The organism is Desulfoplanes sp., from assembly GCF_054921335.1.
In genome coordinates this window covers 1-18,244 of sequence record NZ_JBUDSQ010000055.1, presented here as the reverse complement: position 1 = coordinate 18,244, position 18,244 = coordinate 1, and the positions used below count along the sequence as shown (strand labels likewise).

15 protein-coding genes are annotated in these 18,244 nt (G+C 54.3%); 8 read left to right on the top strand and 7 right to left on the bottom strand.

Annotation, left to right across the window (positions count from 1 at the left end; genetic code table 11):
- Window positions 1-649: 649 nt before the first annotated feature.
- Both ACY692_RS11025 and ACY692_RS11020 read right to left on the bottom strand, forming a co-directional pair.
- Window positions 650-1,657 carry a permease gene (locus tag ACY692_RS11025; RefSeq protein WP_462325417.1) on the bottom strand — a complete coding sequence of 336 codons (1,008 nt, stop codon included), beginning with the start codon at window positions 1,655-1,657 and terminating at the stop codon, window positions 650-652.
- 397 nt (window positions 1,658-2,054) lie between these two features.
- Complete coding sequence (locus tag ACY692_RS11020) at window positions 2,055-4,235, bottom strand: glutamine synthetase III family protein (protein WP_462325416.1); 2,181 nt, start codon at window positions 4,233-4,235, stop codon at window positions 2,055-2,057.
- A gap of 349 nt (window positions 4,236-4,584) precedes the next feature.
- On the opposite strand from ACY692_RS11020, the gene ylqF reads away from it, so the two are divergent.
- Window positions 4,585-5,418 (top strand): ribosome biogenesis GTPase YlqF, encoded by an 834-nt coding sequence (ylqF, locus tag ACY692_RS11015; protein ID WP_462325415.1) that lies wholly within the window; start codon window positions 4,585-4,587, stop codon window positions 5,416-5,418.
- A 299-nt stretch (window positions 5,419-5,717) separates the two neighbouring features.
- On the opposite strand, the gene ACY692_RS11010 is transcribed toward ylqF, so the two are convergent.
- A complete protein-coding gene (locus ACY692_RS11010; protein WP_462325414.1) occupies window positions 5,718-6,242 on the bottom strand; it encodes a DUF6691 family protein in 525 nt (174 codons plus the stop codon).
- A gap of 83 nt (window positions 6,243-6,325) precedes the next feature.
- A complete protein-coding gene (locus ACY692_RS11005; protein WP_462325413.1) occupies window positions 6,326-6,844 on the bottom strand; it encodes a YeeE/YedE thiosulfate transporter family protein in 519 nt (172 codons plus the stop codon).
- Window positions 6,845-7,201: 357 nt separating this feature from the next.
- Between ACY692_RS11005 and ACY692_RS11000 the strand changes: the two genes are divergently transcribed.
- Complete coding sequence (locus ACY692_RS11000) at window positions 7,202-7,876, top strand: protein-L-isoaspartate(D-aspartate) O-methyltransferase (protein WP_462325412.1); 675 nt, start codon at window positions 7,202-7,204, stop codon at window positions 7,874-7,876.
- Window positions 7,877-8,011: 135 nt separating this feature from the next.
- Here ACY692_RS11000 and ACY692_RS10995 read toward each other — a convergent pair whose 3' ends face one another.
- On the bottom strand, window positions 8,012-8,935 hold the full coding sequence (locus ACY692_RS10995) for a cation diffusion facilitator family transporter (protein WP_462325411.1): 924 nt from the start codon (window positions 8,933-8,935) through the stop codon (window positions 8,012-8,014).
- 927 nt (window positions 8,936-9,862) lie between these two features.
- Between ACY692_RS10995 and ACY692_RS10990 the strand changes: the two genes are divergently transcribed.
- From ACY692_RS10990 to ACY692_RS10975, 4 genes are all read left to right on the top strand, one after another.
- The gene (locus tag ACY692_RS10990) at window positions 9,863-10,225 is read left to right on the top strand and encodes a hypothetical protein (RefSeq protein WP_462325410.1); all 363 of its coding nucleotides are present in this window, start codon (window positions 9,863-9,865) and stop codon (window positions 10,223-10,225) included.
- 196 nt (window positions 10,226-10,421) lie between these two features.
- Window positions 10,422-11,192: a DnaJ domain-containing protein gene (locus ACY692_RS10985; protein WP_462325409.1), complete on the top strand. Its 771-nt coding sequence runs from the start codon at window positions 10,422-10,424 to the stop codon at window positions 11,190-11,192.
- A gap of 177 nt (window positions 11,193-11,369) precedes the next feature.
- The gene (locus tag ACY692_RS10980) at window positions 11,370-11,702 is read left to right on the top strand and encodes a hypothetical protein (protein ID WP_462325408.1); all 333 of its coding nucleotides are present in this window, start codon (window positions 11,370-11,372) and stop codon (window positions 11,700-11,702) included.
- A 172-nt stretch (window positions 11,703-11,874) separates the two neighbouring features.
- On the top strand, window positions 11,875-13,161 hold the full coding sequence (locus tag ACY692_RS10975) for an MFS transporter (RefSeq protein ID WP_462325407.1): 1,287 nt from the start codon (window positions 11,875-11,877) through the stop codon (window positions 13,159-13,161).
- A 583-nt stretch (window positions 13,162-13,744) separates the two neighbouring features.
- On the opposite strand, the gene ACY692_RS10970 is transcribed toward ACY692_RS10975, so the two are convergent.
- The gene (locus ACY692_RS10970) at window positions 13,745-14,230 is read right to left on the bottom strand and encodes a hypothetical protein (RefSeq protein WP_462325406.1); all 486 of its coding nucleotides are present in this window, start codon (window positions 14,228-14,230) and stop codon (window positions 13,745-13,747) included.
- 176 nt (window positions 14,231-14,406) lie between these two features.
- Window positions 14,407-15,942 (bottom strand): universal stress protein, encoded by a 1,536-nt coding sequence (locus ACY692_RS10965; RefSeq protein WP_462325405.1) that lies wholly within the window; start codon window positions 15,940-15,942, stop codon window positions 14,407-14,409.
- A gap of 201 nt (window positions 15,943-16,143) precedes the next feature.
- Here ACY692_RS10965 and ACY692_RS10960 point away from each other — a divergent pair, with 201 nt between their 5' ends.
- Together ACY692_RS10960 and ACY692_RS10955 are read left to right on the top strand one after the other, a co-directional pair.
- A complete protein-coding gene (locus tag ACY692_RS10960) occupies window positions 16,144-16,812 on the top strand; it encodes a Crp/Fnr family transcriptional regulator (protein ID WP_462325404.1) in 669 nt (222 codons plus the stop codon).
- A 221-nt stretch (window positions 16,813-17,033) separates the two neighbouring features.
- Window positions 17,034-18,179: a glycosyltransferase family 4 protein gene (locus ACY692_RS10955; RefSeq protein ID WP_462325403.1), complete on the top strand. Its 1,146-nt coding sequence runs from the start codon at window positions 17,034-17,036 to the stop codon at window positions 18,177-18,179.
- The last annotated feature ends 65 nt before the right edge of the window (window positions 18,180-18,244 follow it).

Genomic DNA, 18,244 nt, shown 5'->3' with positions numbered 1-18,244 from the left:
GCTTCCTCGCCAAAAGGGCACCCGCAAGGGGTGCCCCTACGGATCGTCGCTTGGAGCAGAGGGTCGAGAAGGACGCAATATTTCAACCTGGGTTTGGTTTAAAATCCAATGTTTCGAAATAATTTTAGCACATTACTTGTAAAGTCTGCCATAAAAGACAAGAAAATTCTATACCCGCTTGGAGGTAAAACCTAAAACCTAAGTAACTATTCAGCAGTGATACCATTTTCATTTTGTAATAAGACTTTCCCAAAAAACTCTGACCGTTTGGCTTTAAATTCAGGGCAACCAAATCGTAGGGGCACCCCTTGCGGGTGCCCAATCCAGGCAACGTCCCAGAGGTGGGCTTCCTCGCCAAAAGGGCACCCGCAAGGGGTGCCCCTACGGATCGTCGCTTGGATCAGAGGTTCGATAAAAACCCAACATTCCAAAATTGTTCCGGTTTAGAAGTGGAGCCATTATTTCTCGGGAGCGCGGGCGGCCCGCCAGCATTTGTCCATTACGTTGCCACGTTCCAAATCAATGCTCGGGAAAAGGAGCGGGCGAGCCCCCCCCCCGCGTTCCCGGACCCCTTGCCGCAGGATACGACCAATATTTTGGCTGGAAAAGTGACCCCCTGACGCAGAATTTGGTGTAACCCCGTTACAACCTATCCGATAACCATGTTGAATACATATCCCGTGAACAGGATGCCCGCTGCCACGACAACGACAAACACGGCAATGAGACGGGGCTTGAGCACCTTCCGCAGAATAACCATCTCGGGCAGGGACAGGGCAATGACGCTCATCATAAAGGCGAGCACCGTGCCCAGGGCCGCCCCCTTGCCAAGGAGCGCCTCGACGATGGGGATGATCCCGGCGGCATTGGTGTACATGGGTACTCCCAGGGTCACGGCCGCAGGAACCGACCACCAGGCGGACTTTCCCATGATATGGGCCATGAAATTCTCCGGCACATATCCGTGGATACCCGCACCAATGGCGATCCCCAGAACCACATAGATCCAGACCTTGCCCACGATATCCTTGACCGCCCGCCATCCATAACGGACCCGATCCTGAATGGACCGAACAGCCCCGTCACCTGCCGCGGGATCGTTCCGGGCCAGTCTCACCCAATCCTCAATATGGTTTTCCATCCCGAGCCGTCCAATGACCCATCCCGCCACAACGGCGATGCCAAGACCGGTCACCAAGTACAGACCAGCCACCTTCCATCCCATAAGACCGTACAACAGGACGAGAGCCACTTCATTGACCATGGGCGCGGCAATAAGAAAAGAAAATGTCACTCCCAGGGGCACTCCGGCGGCCACGAATCCGATGAACAGGGGGACGGCCGAACAGGAACAGAAAGGGGTCACAATGCCCAGCAAGGCGGCCAAAACATTGCCCACGGACTCGGACTTGCCCGCCAGGATCATCCTTGTTCTCTCCGGGGTGAAAAAGGACCGCAGGATCCCTACTCCGAAGACCACGATCCCAAGGAGCATGAGCACCTTGGGCGTATCGTAGACGAAAAACTGCACGGCTTCCCCAAGGTGGGAGCCGGGGGCAAGCCCGAGAAGGTCAAAGGCTAAAAAACGGGAAAATCCGAGAAGCTGGGAATAGATCCCGTACCAAACGACAAAAACGAGAACACCGATTCCCCCCATCCTCCACATCGGAACAGATGGATGAGGGGTTCCGGCTCCAGATGCTCCGTCCTGTCCGGAACCACAGGCGCACGAGGCTTTTTCCTGTGGTTGCATCGGCTTAATGGTCCGTAAAGGTTCCATATAAACTCCTTGGGGGGCATTATTGGCCAAATCGCCAACAAGCCGGGTAAAATTTTTTTGGCCTTTTCACCAATCCACAACATCACGACATGAATGATATTTGCCTTTTTAGCCAAATAAACTTCCTCCTCACACCTGTCAATATACGGATCGAAATCCCAAGAAAAAAGGATCTGGTCCCTCCCGCCCTGGAACCCAACAGCGAAAAAGGGACCCGTGGTTGCCACGGGTCCCTTTTTCGCTGTTGGGAATATGGATTTCTGATGGTTGGGAGCTACTTGATGAACAACATCTCCTGATAGGTCGGCAGGGGCCAAAGATCGTCAGCGACGATATCTTCCAAGGTATCCGAACAGCTGCGGACCTCAAGCATGGCCGGGATAACCTTGTCGCACATGTATCTGGCCTTTTCCAAGGGGTCTTCGATCTCGTTTTCCAGGAGGGTTTCAAGATCACCTATGGCCTTTTTAAGGCTGCGCATCTTTCCGGTGACATCCTCGAGGATTTCAATTTCGTAATCCTGGCCGAGAGACTTGAGGCTCGCGCAGGTATCGGCCAACTCACGCATATAACGAACGGCCGCCGGCAGAATCATTGTCTTGGCCATCTTGGCCGTCAAAAGGCTCTCGGTAACCAGGTGCTGGCCGTATTGTTCCAGATAGACTTCCTGACGGCTGACCAGCTCACGTTCACTAAACACATTGTACGTGGTAAACATCCCGATACTGGGTTCCGAGGTCAACACGGGGAGTGCGTCGACAGCCGTCCTCAGGTTGGGCAAACCGCGTTTGGCCGCTTCTTCCTGCCATTCACCGGAATATCCGTTGCCGTTGAAGACAATGCTCCCGTGTTCGGAGATGATCTCCTTGATGATCCCGAGTACAGCATCCTTGAAGGCTTCGGGAGTACCAAGATCCATTGATTCCATTTTGGTGGCGATATAGTCTAGTGACTCGGTCAGGAGCGCATTGATGGACACCAGGGGACCGGCAATGGACAGATTGGAGCCAACGGCTCTGAATTCGAACCTGTTCCCGGTAAAGGCAAAAGGACTGGTCCTGTTCCTGTCACCGGCATCCATGGGAAGCGGTGGCAGTGTATCCACGCCGACACGCAGCTCCCCCTTGGTCTTGCAGGAATTGCAGGCACCGTTCTTGATCTGCTCGAAAATATCCGTCAGCTGTTCCCCCAAGTAGATGGACATGATCGCCGGAGGGGCCTCGTTGGCACCGAGACGGTGATCGTTCCCCGCCGTTGCAACGACGGCCCGTAAGAGGTCCCCGTGCAGGTGGACCCCCCGGATGACCGCTGCGCAAAAAAGGAGGAACTGGAGATTTTCGTGCGGTGTATCCCCGGGATCGAACAGACTCCCCAACGATTTTGTCCCGATGGAATAGTTGAGATGCTTTCCCGAACCATTGATCCCGGCAAAGGGTTTTTCGTGGAGCATGCAGGCCATACCGTGTTTTTTGGCCACAGCCTTGAGCGTGGTCATCACGATCTGATTGTGGTCGTTAGCCAGGTTGGACTGTTCGTAGATAGGGGCGATCTCGAACTGTCCCGGGGCGACCTCGTTATGTCGTGTCTTGACGGGCACACCAAGTTTGTACAATTCATGCTCGACGTTCATCATGAACGAAAGGACACGCTCCGGTATGGCCCCGAAATAATGGTCATCGAGTTCCTGCCCCTTGGCCGGCTTTGCCCCAAATAGGGTCCGGCCGGTCAGCTGCAAATCCGGCCTTTCGAAATAAAAATTCCGGTCCACAAGGAAATATTCCTGCTCGGGTCCTGCAAAGGACTGTACCGTTTCATCCTTTTCGTGTCCGAAAAGGGCCAAAACCCTCTTGACCTGGGCATTCAAGGCCTGATTGGATCGCAAAAGCGGTGTTTTTTTGTCCAGGGCCTCTCCGGTCCATGCAACAAATGCCGTGGGGATACACAAAAAGGTTCCGTTGGGATTCTCAAGAATATAGGCCGGGTTTGTCACGTCCCAGGCAGTATATCCACGGGCCTCGAAGGTAGCCCGGAGCCCTCCCGAGGGGAAGCTGGAGGCATCAGGCTCTCCCTGGATGAGGAACTTGCCGCTGAACTCGGCCATGGCTCCTCCCTTCCCGTCCGGTTCCAAAAAGCCATCGTGCTTTTCGGCCGTGAGACCGGTCAGGGGATAGAACACATGGGTATAGTGGGTTGCCCCCTTGGAAACCGCCCAGTCCTTCATGGCCGCAGCAACGGCATCGGCGATGGATGGATCGAGTTGCCCGCCCGTTTCAATGGTCTTCTTGATGGATTTGAACACCTTTTTGGGAAGCTTTTCTTCCATAACGACGAGACTGAACACGTTGGATCCAAAAATTTCGCCGGCGCTCTTTTCCGCATAGCTGAGGGGCGCGGTAGCCGGCGCATAGTTTGTCACTGCCTTGATGGCGTCTTGTCTGGACTGATTGCCACTCATATGGATTTCTCCTTGATTATAAAGGGTGGATGCTCCCGGGCCGGCGGGACCATTGACTGAATGTCACGCGGTGTGACCAGGGATGAAACAAGTTACAGACCAAATATGTCAAATACAATAATAACAATATTTTAAAACACAATCCGTCCATCACACAGTCTGACAAACAACAAAAATGGTAAATACGTACCCCTCCAAAAACCCGTTTTTACAATTTTGACAAACACCGATCGTCAAATACCGAAACGGTGCTTATCCATAAATATCCTCTGTGTGAAGTCTTTTCTAGGCGAAACAGACAGCTTATGGATTCCCGACACTAACCCCCAACCCAAATGAAGAACACACCATGGAAATAAATTGGTTTCCCGGACATATGCACAAGGCCAGACAGGCCATAGCCAGAGTCGTGCCGTCCATAGACGTCATCGTGGAAGTATTGGATGCGCGGCTGCCCCTTTCCAGCATGAATCCCCTTCTTGGCGAACTCAGGGCGGACAGACCGTGTATCCGCATCTTGAACAAAGCGGACATGGCCGATCCGGAAACAACCGGAGAATGGATCAAGTATTTCCAGCGCCAAAAAGGCGTCAAGGCATTGGCCCTGTGCGCCAAGGACAAAAAACAAGCCATGAAGGTCATTAGTCTATCGAAGAAGATGACCCCCAAGCGGGACTACCTGTTCAAACCCGTCCGGGTGATGGTGGCCGGGATCCCCAATGTGGGAAAATCCACGCTGATCAACACCATTGTTGGTCGGGAAATAACCAAAGCGGCCAACCAGGCCGCCATCACCCGGAAACCGAAACATATCGACCTGAAAAACGGGGTCGTTCTTTCGGATACGCCGGGCATTCTGTGGCCCAAACTGGAGGACAGACACGGGGCCTTCCTGCTGGCCGCATCCGGTGCCATCAGGGACACGGCCATGAGCTATCCCGAGGTGGCCATGTACACGGGCGGTCATCTCCTTGCCATGTATCCCGACCTGCTCATGCAACGGTACAAACTCAAGGAACTCCCCAAAGACGGCCCGGCCCTGCTCGATGCCATCGGCCGCAAACGCGGATGTCTGATCAAGGGGGGCGACATCGACCTGCACAAGGCCGCAGAACTTCTACTCAGAGAGCTCAAAAACGGTGTTATCGGACGTATAAGTCTGGAGCGGCCGGGTCAGGAATAGAAAAAAATGCCGATGTCTGGGGCCGAGATCGGCAGCCGGTTACACAGGTCGGAAATATACCGTCATCCCGGGCTTGATCCGGGATCTTTTGGGTTCAACGTGTCCGGAAGGTTTGGGTCACGTTCCTGGCCTTCAAGATCCCGGCCTGCGCCGGGATGACGTTTTTTGTGGATACGACTTCCGACAGGTCTTCAGCTCCCGTCTCCCGCCCCTCCGGAGACAAGGCATGCCCTGTTATCTCCGGACCTCGAACCCCAGTCCGGCCCCCAACCCATCGGATCCTCCCGTCTCCATTCCTTTTACAGACCCATCTTTTCGATCCACCGTAGCAGCAGCACATAGACGATCACCAACGCGATGACCACCGGCCAGTGGCTGATCCCCAGAATCTGGGGCAGGGTGATCTTGCCGAGACTCCCCCAGGTATATACGGTCGCCTTGAGGGCCGGATAGGTATGGGCAAAGAGAGAAGCCCCAACGAGCATTCCGGCTATACCCCACAAGGCATCCCAGCGTCCTTCCCCCAATGCCCCCACCGAGGTACCCGGACAATACCCCAAAAGCCCCCATCCAAGACCGAACAGAATCCCCCCGAGGATGTTGGCCCCCAGCGATGTCGCCTTGACCGAGAGCTTGACCATCCCCACGTCATTGAGAAGATAGATCCCGACCATGCCCACGATGATGTTCGAAAGCATGAATTTGACGATGGTCAGATCCCTGAGCCGAAGCGCCCCAAGCTGTTTGTCGTATCTGATGACCCGGGCCTTCTGGAGAAGGAATCCGAACACCATGCCTGTCACCAAACCATATATGAGCCCCATGCAGTCCCTCCTTTGCATGCTGCCGGAGGAATATTTCCGGCATTGTGGTACCGATAATTATTTTCTACCCATCGTCCGCAGTCCTATTTTTTGGTCCGCGGATAGACGATGGAAGCCATGAGAATCCCTCCCCCAAAGAAACAGGCGGCGGCGATGAATCCGCTCACGGAGAGCTGGGTCAATCCGCTCAATCCATGCCCACTAGGGCATCCCCCGGCCAGCCGTGCCCCGTACATAGCCACGATACCCCCAACAAAGGCCACGACCCCACGCTTGGCAACCCCACTTCCATGCCTGTCCTTCCACATTTCAGGTACAGGCTTCCAGACAAAGGTTCTCGAAGCAAGAGAAGCGATCAGAGAACCCAAAAAAATTCCGAAAACAAACAGGAACTGCCAATCAAACCGGACCCCTTTGGCCGTGTAATACGCCATGTTGGCCACTGTTTCGGGAACAAAAATCCTTTCGACCATCCCGGCGGCCCGAACAAAGGTGGTCGAGGCCCCTAGAAATTTTCCCGCCAGGGCAACGGAGACAACCCCGAGAAGCCCACTGAGTCCCCCTGCCAGATAAGGATTCCATGCGCCTTTTTCAGTTTTCATCGATCCTCCTTGGAAAATGGTTGCGTATGGGGTAACCTGAAAAAATAGTAACGGTCCGTGTCAAAATGTAGCAGGAGCAATGGACTGGAACGTAACGCCAAAATTGAGTGCCAGCCCATAAATTCCAGAGACTAAAGGATTTCAGAGATTTTAGAAATTGAAAACCTGCACGCTAACCACCTATGATCTCTCAAATCTCTTACATCTCTTAAATTTCTTACATCTCTCAAAGTTCTTCTATTTACAGTTCTGATCCCTGGAAAATCTACCTGAATAGTTACAAAAATATATACCGGAAAAATGCATACTATATTTTAAGTCTACCATCAAAATCAAGGGATTGAAAGAGAGGATGTTATGAAAGGATACGATACGCCCGCGACCCGAGCCAACCGCATGACCATGGTCGAGACACAGATCGAGTCCAGGGGGATCCATGACCCCCTGGTGATTGCGGCCATGCGGAGGGTACCCAGGCATCTGTTCATGCCCAGGGACATGCGGGAAAAGGCCTACGACGACTCCCCCCTGCCCATCGGATGGAACCAGACCATTTCCCAACCGTCCATCGTCGCTTACATGACCCAGGCCCTTGGCCTCAAGGGCGGCGAGACCGTCCTGGAGATAGGCTGCGGCCGGGGATATCAAGCGGCCATACTGAGCAGGATCGCTGGAATGGTATACACGGTGGAACGTGTCCCCGAACTGGCCCACAACGCAAAGACAACATTTGACAACCTGGGAATCACCAATGTCGGGGTCCGTATCGGCGATGGCACGCTGGGCTGGGAGGAAAAAAGCCCGTTTGACGCCATCCTGGTCACGGCCTCAGGACCACGCATACCGGGACCGCTTTCCGAACAACTCGGGATTCAGGGACGGCTGGTCATGCCGGTGGGAAGTCTACGCTACGGCCAACAACTCGTCCGCCAAACACGGGTATCCCATGACGGGTTCCATACGGACCATCTGCTGGCAGTGGCCTTTGTCCCCCTCATAGGGGAATTCGGATGGGGGGAGGATAGGGTGTAGGATAGGGGACAAACCCTGATACGCCATCCACGGACTTGATCCAAAATCTCCCAGCTCCCGAGCTCTCTTTGTGGCCTGTAAGGTTGCATGACACCAGGATCACGGCCTACGCCGGGATGATGCGCGTTATGACCATCACCCCATGGAACAGGGATCCTCCACATGGACGCGGGAAACCTGATGGGGATCCACATGGACGATCACGTCGACCACTTCGGGAACCTCCTGGATCACGGCCTTGCGGACATGTTCGGCTATGGTATGACCATCCCTGACCGGCATGTTCCCGTTCACCACGATGTGCATATCAGCGAAGATACTCCCGCTCTGGTAGCGGGTCCGTATCTTGTGTGCATCAAGTATCTCCGGATGGGCCTGGGCCACTCCACGGATCCTGTCGCAGATTTCTTGTGGGGCACCCCAATCCATGAGTTCCTTGAGCCCCGGCCATATGATCCTGCAAGCGGCCTGGAGAATGAGCAGGGCCACGAGCAGGGCCCCAAGCTTGTCCAGCATGGTCCATGAGGGAATGAGAATAGCCCCGGCCACGGCCAGAAAGGCTGGTATGGAGCTGACGGCATCCAGTCGGTGGTGCCAGGCATTGGCCAAAACAGCGGTGCTTTTTATCTCGCGCCCCAAACGGGCGGACCAACGGTACAGGAGCTCGTTGGCCAAAACGGAAACCGCGGCCGCAAGAACGGCTATCCAGCCGGGAACCTCCTGCCTGACATCCTTGAGGGCATCAACAGCTTCCCAGCCGATACCCAGTGCCGCCCCCAACAATGCCAATCCGATCAGGACCGTCACGAACGTCTCGAACCGCTTGTGTCCGTAAGGATGGTCCGCATCCGGAGGCCTGGACCAGTAATGGGAGCCGATGAGCACGGCAATGTCCGTCACGCAGTCCGAGAGGCTGTGTACGCCATCGGCCATGACAGCCTGACTGGCTCCGATGTACCCGGCCACGCCCTTGAAAAGGGCCAGCCCCAAATTGACGAACAGGCCCACCCAGGTGATCTTGCGGACCTGCCGCGCTTGCATGACTCCGGAATGTTCCACGAGCACCTCCCCCAAAACGGTCTTTTGCAACCAGGAATAATGGACCTTCCGCAAAGAAAAAGAGGACGACCGCGGGAGGCACGCAGCTCATCCCCACCGCCCCCACATGCCCCCCCTTGGTCAAAAAAATTGAGAAATTGGAGGATGTAAGAAATGCATGCAATGAAAGACCTACATGCTAAACCAAAACCAGTTTGAAAACGTGAGTTCTGGTGACGAATCGATACAAGAATTTTTTGTTTACGAGCTTACCAGCTCATGGGCTGCTGAGCCCGTAAGCTGATAAGCCTTGATAGCGGAATACATAATCGAAAATTTGAAAACTACGGCTTCCAAAGTAGGTTTGGTTTAACCACCTATAATTTCATAACTCTCTTGAATTTATTAACCTTGCAATTCTGATTCTTGGAAAATGTACCTGAATAGTTACCATATTCCTTGTGTTCCAATCCCTTATGTCACCTGCTTGCCGACCGCAATCATCAAAAAAAGGGGGGGGGTTAAAAAATCCGTACCCCTCCCTTGAATTTTGGTAACTATCCAGGTGCATCATTCAGGAACCAGAATTTCCACAATCCTCAAATTTTCCGGATTTGTTAATCAACACTCAAGGTTAGCATTGGATTTTAACCCATTACAACACAAAATTTTTGCCCTGATAGTTACAAAATTTGTTCTGTCATTGCGTTTTTTATAAAAGCGACCTATGGATGGAGTATCTTTTATTACACCAACGGGCCGGAAAGCTACAACCGATTCCAACGTTTGACCAACCCTGCAGGGGCATCCTCTCCTGCAAAAAGTCGAAAAGCGAGGTTCAAGCTCAAAAAAAATTTGTAACAACTTGATTTTACTCAAACCTTTCAACTCAAACAGTAACCCTGCCTGCAAAAATGTATTTTTTACTGGCACATCGGAGAAATGGATATGAGCGAACAGATTTCTTTTACCAAATTTGAAAACGAACTCCTTCCCACCTACCGGATGAAAATCACCAAGGCCGAATCCACCGAAGATGTCAAAAAATTCTTCTTCCAGACATTGCGTGATCTGCTGCACAGGATTTTAGGAGACAAGGTTGTTTTTGAAAGAGAAGATATCGTACTCACCCCCCATTCCCTCCCCGGTTTCCGGATCAACGAACCGCTGGCTTCGGATCCCACGCTCCAACGGGCCATGACCGACTCGGATCTGAAAAGAATTTTGGAGCGGCTGGCCCGTTCCGCAGCCAACCGGCATGTCCATCTGGACAAAAATCCCGAGAAGACAAATGCCAAAATCCGCGGTTAGCTGCCAGTGAGCACCTGAAAAGCTCCCACGGCCCCGTACGGTGCGATCTGTCCAAAACGTTATCTAACTGTTCGGGTCCGGATTTTGCTCCCCCGACCGTTCCCCTTACTGGTGGACAGCTCTTTTCGCTGCTTGAGATTTATGCCTTCATGACGTATGCAAAAACATCTTTGTGATTTTTCATGGAGGAAACAGATTGATCCAGTCCCTGCCCGAACCCCAACTCTTTGATGCCTGCCGGATCCTGCTCGGCCCGGAGATCAATCTTTCCAAAGATTTTCTCTTCTATCTCCAGCCGACAGGTGTCCAATCGGCCTACCGGCGCAGGGCACGGGAAACCCACCCCGACCTCATGAACAGGGGCAGTCAGGCCATGGAGGCCGAGCGTACCGAAGCATTCCGGAACGTTTCCGAAGCCTACGAAGTACTCAAAGCATTCCTCAAGCAACGCGACTCGGGAATCTGGAAACCATCCATCCATACCGCCAAACCGCCCCGAACCTCCACGCGTTCCCAACATCCCACACAACCCCAATCTAGCGCGGAGCCCCCCCACACAGCAACAAGAGCCCGTCACGACATCCATATCCCCCAGCAAAAAATGTTTTTCGGACTCTATCTGGTCCACAGGGGGATCATTTCCCACCAGGCCCTGGTCAAGGGATTGGTCTGGCAACGTAAACAACGCCCTTTTGTCGGGGTCATCGCCACCAGGTGGGGGTGGCTCGATGCTGAAAAGGTCCAGGAAATCCTGGAGGAACGCTCCCTTTCCGGCCGGTTCGGAGAAAAGGCGGTTCTCTTGAACCTGCTCACTCCCTTCCAGGTGAAGACCCTGCTCAGATACCAACGTAACCAGCAACAACGTCTCGGGATGTTCTTCGTCAAGCAGGGGTACATTACACGGACCCAACTTATTCAGCTGCTGCGGGATCTTCGGGAACACAACCGCAGGGTTTCAAAAATTTGATCATAGGACCGCAAGCGCGGGTAGCCCGGACATATTCCCCGTAAAGAGACACTCCAAGCCCGCGTTCCGGCAACGTGTCCCGGCCCCAATCCCGCGCATTTGCCCGCTCTTCTCTTTTGTTCATACAAATGGGGCCCGCGTTCCCGGAATGTACCCCTCCACCCCTCACAGCCAACCATGTCATCTTTTTGGATCAAGACCCTTTTGGCGATCTTTTTCGCCCACCTCTGCATCTTTTTCTTCCTATACATCAAGAAAAGAAAAGCACACCATCTCATGGTCTCGACGACCTTCGCCCTGCTGGTCCTCTCCTTTTCCTCGCGGATATGGACCCCTGACATCACCCTCTTCGGACACAACCTCCACACGCTGTTCCGCTTGTCGGCATGGGTGTCCACCACGGTAGTGCTGCTCATGGTCGCCAAAGACCGCATCGCCCTGGGGACGCTGTCACCCAAATATCAACGTTCCCGCAGCCCTCGGGGGCTCGCTGCATCTGAAAAAGAATAGTCCCATAGCTCCACCGCACGGTGGTCCGACAATCCCTGCCGAACCACCGTGCGGTCATGTTGTGTTCAACACGTCAAAATAGCCAGGTCATTCGAATCGGTCTCCGCTCGGTCAAAGGCGTTACGCCACTGACAAACGGAGATTCTACCGCAACCCGGGAGGTCACCCAAAAATGTGGACACAATTGTCCGACCAAGTCCAAAAGGCCCGAAAATATTCCGACACGTGGTATGCCGGATATGCATTCCAGGGAGCGGTGGTATTGGGTATTGCCCCCATACTCATTCCCATGGTCGTAGGGAAAACGCTGGATGCGGTCGCGGCCGGAACCGTTGTCGCGGCCATGTACGGCGGGCAATTGTGTGCTCCGGTGCTTGGTTCCCTGACAGACAAAACAGGCCGTTACCATATCGCCTACCTTTCCGGGTACCTCCTTCTAGCCCTCGGTCTCGGTCTCTTCGGCCTGACCGAAAGTCTCCGCGTGTGGACAATCCTAGCATTCATCGTGGGCATGGGCTCTGCTGTGACCAATACAGTCTCCGCAATGTTCATCGTCGAAAACAAACCACGCAGCGAATGGGACGAGCGGATAGGCTGGCTGCAGACATTGTACGGCACGGGACAGGCCATCGGCCTCGGCCTGGTGGCCATGCTCATGGGGTCGCCCCGGTTCGGTCTCATGGTGGCCGCACTCCTCATGGTCCCCGGGGCAATCCTGGGACGCATGCATCTCCCGCCGGATCACGAACGGCCCGCCGGTCACCCCAAACAACGGTTCGAGCGCCGTCGCCACCGTCCGGCACGGGGATCCTTCTCCATCCTGCACACCTACGAGCAGAACCTGCCCCACCATTTGAGCGAGATCACGGCCGTCGTCAAAACGCCCTTTGCCATGTACATTGTTGCCTGGTTCTGCATCATGTTCAGCAACTGGATCATCTACAATCTCTACCCCCTGCTCATGTCCAGCGTCTATCACATCGATGGCTCCCAGTCTTCACTCTACTATGCCATCGGGGCCGGTTTCGGCATCTTTGCCTACGCCCCTTCGGGCACCCTGGGAGAAAAGATAGGAGATGGCCGGGTCGTCATGATCGGGGCGCTCATGTCCCTTGTCTCGCTGGCCGCACTGTGCTTTTTTGCCGTCGTGGAAACCCCGTTCAATGCATGGGCCGTACCCCTGTTCTTTTTTCTCATGCCCATTGCCTGGTCCCCCCTCATTGTTGCGGGAACGGATTTCACGGCCCAGCTTTCCGACCTTCCCCAGGGCACGGCCGTGGGCATCTTCAACGGGACAACGGCCGTGGCCAGTCTCCTTGGGGCCTTTGCAGCAGGCAGCCTGGCCGACCATTTCGGCTACACGAGCCTGCCCATTGCCGGTCTCGGATTCAGCATTCTCGGCGCAGTCCTTTTAGCAATACTCGTGAAGTCCCAAGAGCGGGGCCACGGATCACGCTAGCAAGGCTAGCCGGCCAAATTCTTGAGCCATGGGCAACAGCGCCCCCCATCCATCTGCAAGACCACAAAAAAGTCCTCCCCTTCATGACATGGCTTCTTTGTATAATTTATTGTAATACGGTGATAGAGTACGGGAATTGGCCACAATCGTATCAAGTGAGTAGGTTTTTACCGGGGGGTTCTTGTGGTGGCTGGAAAGAATCCTGCAGCGCCACGAATAAAATTTTTTACCCTCTGCACGGATGTGAAAAATCAATCAAGCCATTGGCAGGGAGCACACACGGGGGCTAGTAGCTAGCAACCATTGCATGGCCGAAATTTTTGAGACCGGTCAGGTTCTGGTGGTAATCTGCTGTAGTCATATGGAATATGTTCTGACATAGGACGCTGGAACAAAGGAGAAAGAAAGAGAGGGGGTCCCTTTTTGAAAAAAACAGGTTAGACAAAAAACCTTTTCTAGCATACCGCCAATGCAAAAGGCCTGGAAGAGCAAACTTCCAGGCCTTTTGCATTTAAGGGGTCGAGTATAAAGCTTCCACGATCTCAAAAATCACTGATGTTGGTACGCTAGTTGGCAGTATACCTCACGTCTGCTGGCAGCATATTCCGCTGAAAACCATCCGCAGTGTCTTGTCGTCGAGTTTTTCCATGAGGCTCCGCTCATACTCGTCTTCAAGGATTTCAAGGCGGGGAGCTCCTGACCGATCGACGGCCGGTTGAACGACAACAATCCGTTCATTGGCGGCCGGGACCGGCACCATGCCCCGATTATTCTCGAGCCACAGGTGGCATTGATCATGGGAACCGACATACTCGAAAAACAGATGCGTTCCGGCCTGAATGCTCACCAGTCGATACCCGGATCCCAGATTGAATTTCCGACAATTCCTGATGCGCTGTTCTCCGTGACGGGTCTGCCGGGGCAAAGAACCCGGATCTTCCCCGTTTTTCATCCGCGCGATCAGGTCCCTGGCAAGCCAGGCCGCCTTGCAGCCATCGCCTGAGGAACGTTCCAGTTCGTCCAGTGTTTTTTCAAATCTGGCAGGAAGATGTATATGCGTTATGTTCATGGGGAGTGCGGACGGTTTCAGCCGGGATGGTCGCAAAGATGTTCATCACCCGGAACGGATATTCTATCCTCAGTACCCGATCCTTACGGCAAATCAAATACAAATAATCAATGGATCTTTGCGTTTGTATTGCCCAAACCAATTTTACATACAAGCCATCCCGTTTATCGCGACGGTCAGGCCGGTCTGGCCACGAGCACGGGCACCTTTGATCGCTGGATGACCCCGGCGGCCGTGCTCCCCATGACCATCTCCTCGAAATCGCCGTATCCATGGGTTCCCATGATGATCAGATCAAACCCGTCCTGCTCGGCCATGGTCACTATTTCTTCCACGGGATCACCGACCTTGATGATGGTCCGGTTCTCGGAAAGGGGACATGCGGGCATTTTTTCAAGAATCTTGCGCGATGTGGCCCGCATCCGCTCATGCATGACCTGCCGGGCCTCTTCCAGATTTGTCTTGTTGAAGGCCTCGTGCTGTTCATCATCCACCACACGGGTCAGATTCTTGCCGGTTCCCGAAGAATATTCGTCCAGCACATCCGGAACCACATGCATGGCATGCACCTCGGCCCCATAGGTGTTCCCGATGGTACAGGCGTATCTGACCGCATGCCGGGCGGTCTCGGACAGATCCGTGGCAAAGAGGATCTTGCGGATGGAAACGTCCATGGCCCCATCGAGTCTTGGCTCCGGGACCTCCACCGGGGAGGTTTCTTCCTTTGCTTCAGCCGCCGGTGCCTTGCCGAAGATGAGATCCACGAACCGGACATACCAGGCCGCCGACTGGATCTGGATGACATAGGCCAGGGAGATGAGCAGGGCGATGGTCGTTCCTTCCTTGCCGAACGCGGTCATGGCAATGGCCAGGGCGATGGACAGATCGCGCATGACCACACCGAAGACCATGGCCACGGCGTCTTCCCGGGAAAAAAAGTACCGGCCCACCACGGTGAGCAATCCGTAGGAGAGAATATAGAAAACCGCCAGGGGAACAAGAATGATCAGCAGATCACCCGGATGGGCGATGATATGCCGGGCCTTGAGGGACATGGCCACAAAGGCGATGAGCACCACGCCCAGGGCGGAAAACGGCGGGAAACGGGGCTTGATCTTCCGGTTCCATACCTGCTCTCCGTATTTTTTCTTGCCCACAAACTGGGTGGCAAGCCCCACGAACAGGGGCACGAAAACAAAGATGCCGATCTGCTTGAACATGTGCAGCATGTCCACTTCAACGGTCGCCCCCATGAACACCTTGGTATAGATGGGCGCGGCCAGGGAACCGATAATCAGCCCGAACACGACCATCTTGATGGCCGCCTCCTTGTTCCCCCGGGCGAATCCGGTCCAGGAGATGGTCATGCCCGAGGTGGGCAGCACCCCGATGAGAAAGAGCCCCACGGCCCAGAGGGCATACTTGGGTGCCTCCCCACCCAGAAAGATCTTGCCGATAACAAAAGCAATGGTGGGAACGAGGATGAAATTGATCACCTGAGTAATTCCCTGAAGTTTGCTATCCTTGCCCTTGAGGATACTCTTGACGTTCAGAGTGACCATCATGGGATAGACCATGATAAAGGTGATGGGGATAATGAATTGTTTCAAAGGACCAGCGTCGAACAGGTAACCGTAGAGCAGTCCCGCAAGCATGGACACGGGAATGGTCCAGACGAGATTTTTCTGGATAAAGGTCAGGTAGTGCAGCATGGCGTTTCTCCTTGTTGCCGATAATGACGGCTCTTTTCCTTGACGAACAGGGGGTATGGGGGCGACACGCAACCAGTCAGGACGGTCTCACCCTTCCAGCCAGTACCGGATTTTGTCGATAATGAACAGCCTCCTTCTATCCCATTCCACTCCCCCATGCATTGATCCGGATCAACGCCACGAACAACCCCTCAAAAATCGATGATCGACCCCACAACCATCAGACACATCCCCCTGTTCAAAGACCTTTCCGAGGAGCACATCCGTGCCCTGGCATCCTGCGCCCATTCCCGCACCTACAACTCAGGCGATATTCTCTGGATGCGGGGAGAGACAGCGGGCTCCTTCCATGTCGTACTCAAGGGGACGGTCAAAATCTTCCGCAGCTCCATAGAGGGCAAGGAACAGACCATGTATCTCTTCGGACCGGGCGAGCCGTTCTGCCTGTGCAGCGGCTTCGCCCCGGAAGCGGTGCAACCGGCCAGTGCCATGGCCCTGGCAAGGGCCGCGGTCCTGTCCATGTCATGGGATTGCCTGAGCAAGACAACCATCGAACATCCCCATCTCCTCCTCAAGATCATCCAAATCCTTTCCAGACGCCTCAAGAAGGCCATGGACATGGTCGATGCCCTATCCCTGCGCGAAATCCCCTCACGGTTGGCCCTCTTTCTCATCCAAACATGCGACCACGAGTGCGGCACGGTCACCTTCCAGGTCTCCCAACGCGAGATCGCCAAGATCATCGGGACTACTCCGGAAACCCTGTCCCGGGTCCTCAAAAAATTCGTGGACCAGGGGATCGTGACCACGGCGGACCGAACCGTGACCGTTATCGACAGAGAACGACTCGTGGAACGGGCGGAAGGATAGGGGGGAAAAGACGGGGGGGGGCCCGCCCCTACGGGAATGGTGGTATCGGTCGGTGTCTGCTGCCTGTCGCAAAAGGGGGTGCTCAACTGCCCACTGTCTTTCTATTTGTCTAACGAATACATATTTTCACGATCCGCTCCGACTTGCTGTTTGCTCCTTCTCCGATTAGAGGAAGACTTCTTCCGGGCGGCCGGCCCCCCCCAGGCCTCCCGATTCTTTCCATGGATCATGCCCACATGCACATCGGATTCGACGCCAAGCGATATTTCCTCAACGCCACGGGTCTCGGCAATTACAGCCGGACAACCGTGCGGCTTCTGCATGCCACTTTTCCCCAGCACCACTATTTTTTGTACACCCCGAAGACATCGAATCAATCGGTCACCCTTGCCAACGGCAACAATATACATGTGCGGACCCCACAAACGCCCATGGGCAGACTGGTTCATCCGCTATGGCGTTTTTTTCTGCTGGGCAGGGAAACCGTGTGCGATGATCTGGATATCTTCCATGGCCTTTCCCACGAGATCCCCTACGGCCTTCCCACGACCACCCGGAAGGTGGTCACCATGCACGATCTCATCTTCTTGCGGCATCCGGAACTCTACAATCGACTGGATGTGGCCATCTACACGTCCAAGTACCGATCCAGCTGCCGTCGTGCAGACAGGACCATCGCCATCAGCGAACAGACCAAAGCGGATTTGGTCGAATTTTTCGGGATCAGTGAGGACAAAATTGAAGTAGTCTACCAATCCTGCGATAGCAGTTTCTATACAGAGTTTCCGGCCGCGACGCGGCAGAAAATCAAGGATCATTACAGCCTGCCGAAAAACTACATTCTCTATGTGGGTTCCCTGGCCGAACGCAAGAACGTGCTCACGCTTATCCGTGTATTGGGGAGGATTTCGCGGGAATCCAGACCGCCCCTAGTCCTTGTGGGCACCGGTAACAAGGGGTATACTGCCCGGTTACACGCGGCCATCGAACAGGCCGGGCTGGAGAACGGGGTCACCTTGCTGGGCGCGGTTCCCGCTTCTGATCTGCCCGGCATCTATCAGATGGCGGATCTTTTTGTGTATCCCTCACGCTTCGAGGGATTTGGTATCCCCATCCTCGAGGCCCTGTTCAGCAAAACCCCGGTGATCACGTCCACAGGTTCCTGCTTCCGGGAAGCCGGAGGCCCCCATTGCCTGTACACCACACCAGGCGATACCGACGAGCTCCTGGACGCCATCACAAAAGTCCTCAATGATACCCGTCTGGCTAAAAACATGCGCACCAAAGGCTACGAGCATGCCCTGAATTTCCACGGACACAAGGTCGCCGAAAACATGATGAACGTCTACAAGTCCCTGCTTGCATGAACAAAAAAATACACTGATAACCTGCTTTTACGTGACGCCCAATCACCTAAAACCTTTAACAAATC

Excerpts from the sequence above, each read along its gene's own strand:
- ACY692_RS10960 (WP_462325404.1), top strand. The coding sequence starts at position 16,144 with ATGATCGACCCCACAACCATCAGACACATCCCCCTGTTCAAAGACCTT.
- ACY692_RS10980 (WP_462325408.1), top strand. The coding sequence starts at position 11,370 with ATGTCATCTTTTTGGATCAAGACCCTTTTGGCGATCTTTTTCGCCCAC.
- ACY692_RS11010 (WP_462325414.1), bottom strand. The coding sequence starts at position 6,242 with ATGGGGCTCATATATGGTTTGGTGACAGGCATGGTGTTCGGATTCCTT.
- ACY692_RS10965 (WP_462325405.1), bottom strand. The coding sequence starts at position 15,942 with ATGCTGCACTACCTGACCTTTATCCAGAAAAATCTCGTCTGGACCATT.
- ACY692_RS11005 (WP_462325413.1), bottom strand. The coding sequence starts at position 6,844 with ATGAAAACTGAAAAAGGCGCATGGAATCCTTATCTGGCAGGGGGACTC.
- ACY692_RS11025 (WP_462325417.1), bottom strand. The coding sequence starts at position 1,657 with ATGGGGGGAATCGGTGTTCTCGTTTTTGTCGTTTGGTACGGGATCTAT.
- ylqF (WP_462325415.1), top strand. The coding sequence starts at position 4,585 with ATGGAAATAAATTGGTTTCCCGGACATATGCACAAGGCCAGACAGGCC.
- ACY692_RS10955 (WP_462325403.1), top strand. The coding sequence starts at position 17,034 with ATGGATCATGCCCACATGCACATCGGATTCGACGCCAAGCGATATTTC.
- ACY692_RS11000 (WP_462325412.1), top strand. The coding sequence starts at position 7,202 with ATGAAAGGATACGATACGCCCGCGACCCGAGCCAACCGCATGACCATG.
- ACY692_RS11020 (WP_462325416.1), bottom strand. The coding sequence starts at position 4,235 with ATGAGTGGCAATCAGTCCAGACAAGACGCCATCAAGGCAGTGACAAAC.
- ACY692_RS10970 (WP_462325406.1), bottom strand. The coding sequence starts at position 14,230 with ATGAACATAACGCATATACATCTTCCTGCCAGATTTGAAAAAACACTG.
- ACY692_RS10975 (WP_462325407.1), top strand. The coding sequence starts at position 11,875 with ATGTGGACACAATTGTCCGACCAAGTCCAAAAGGCCCGAAAATATTCC.
- ACY692_RS10990 (WP_462325410.1), top strand. The coding sequence starts at position 9,863 with ATGAGCGAACAGATTTCTTTTACCAAATTTGAAAACGAACTCCTTCCC.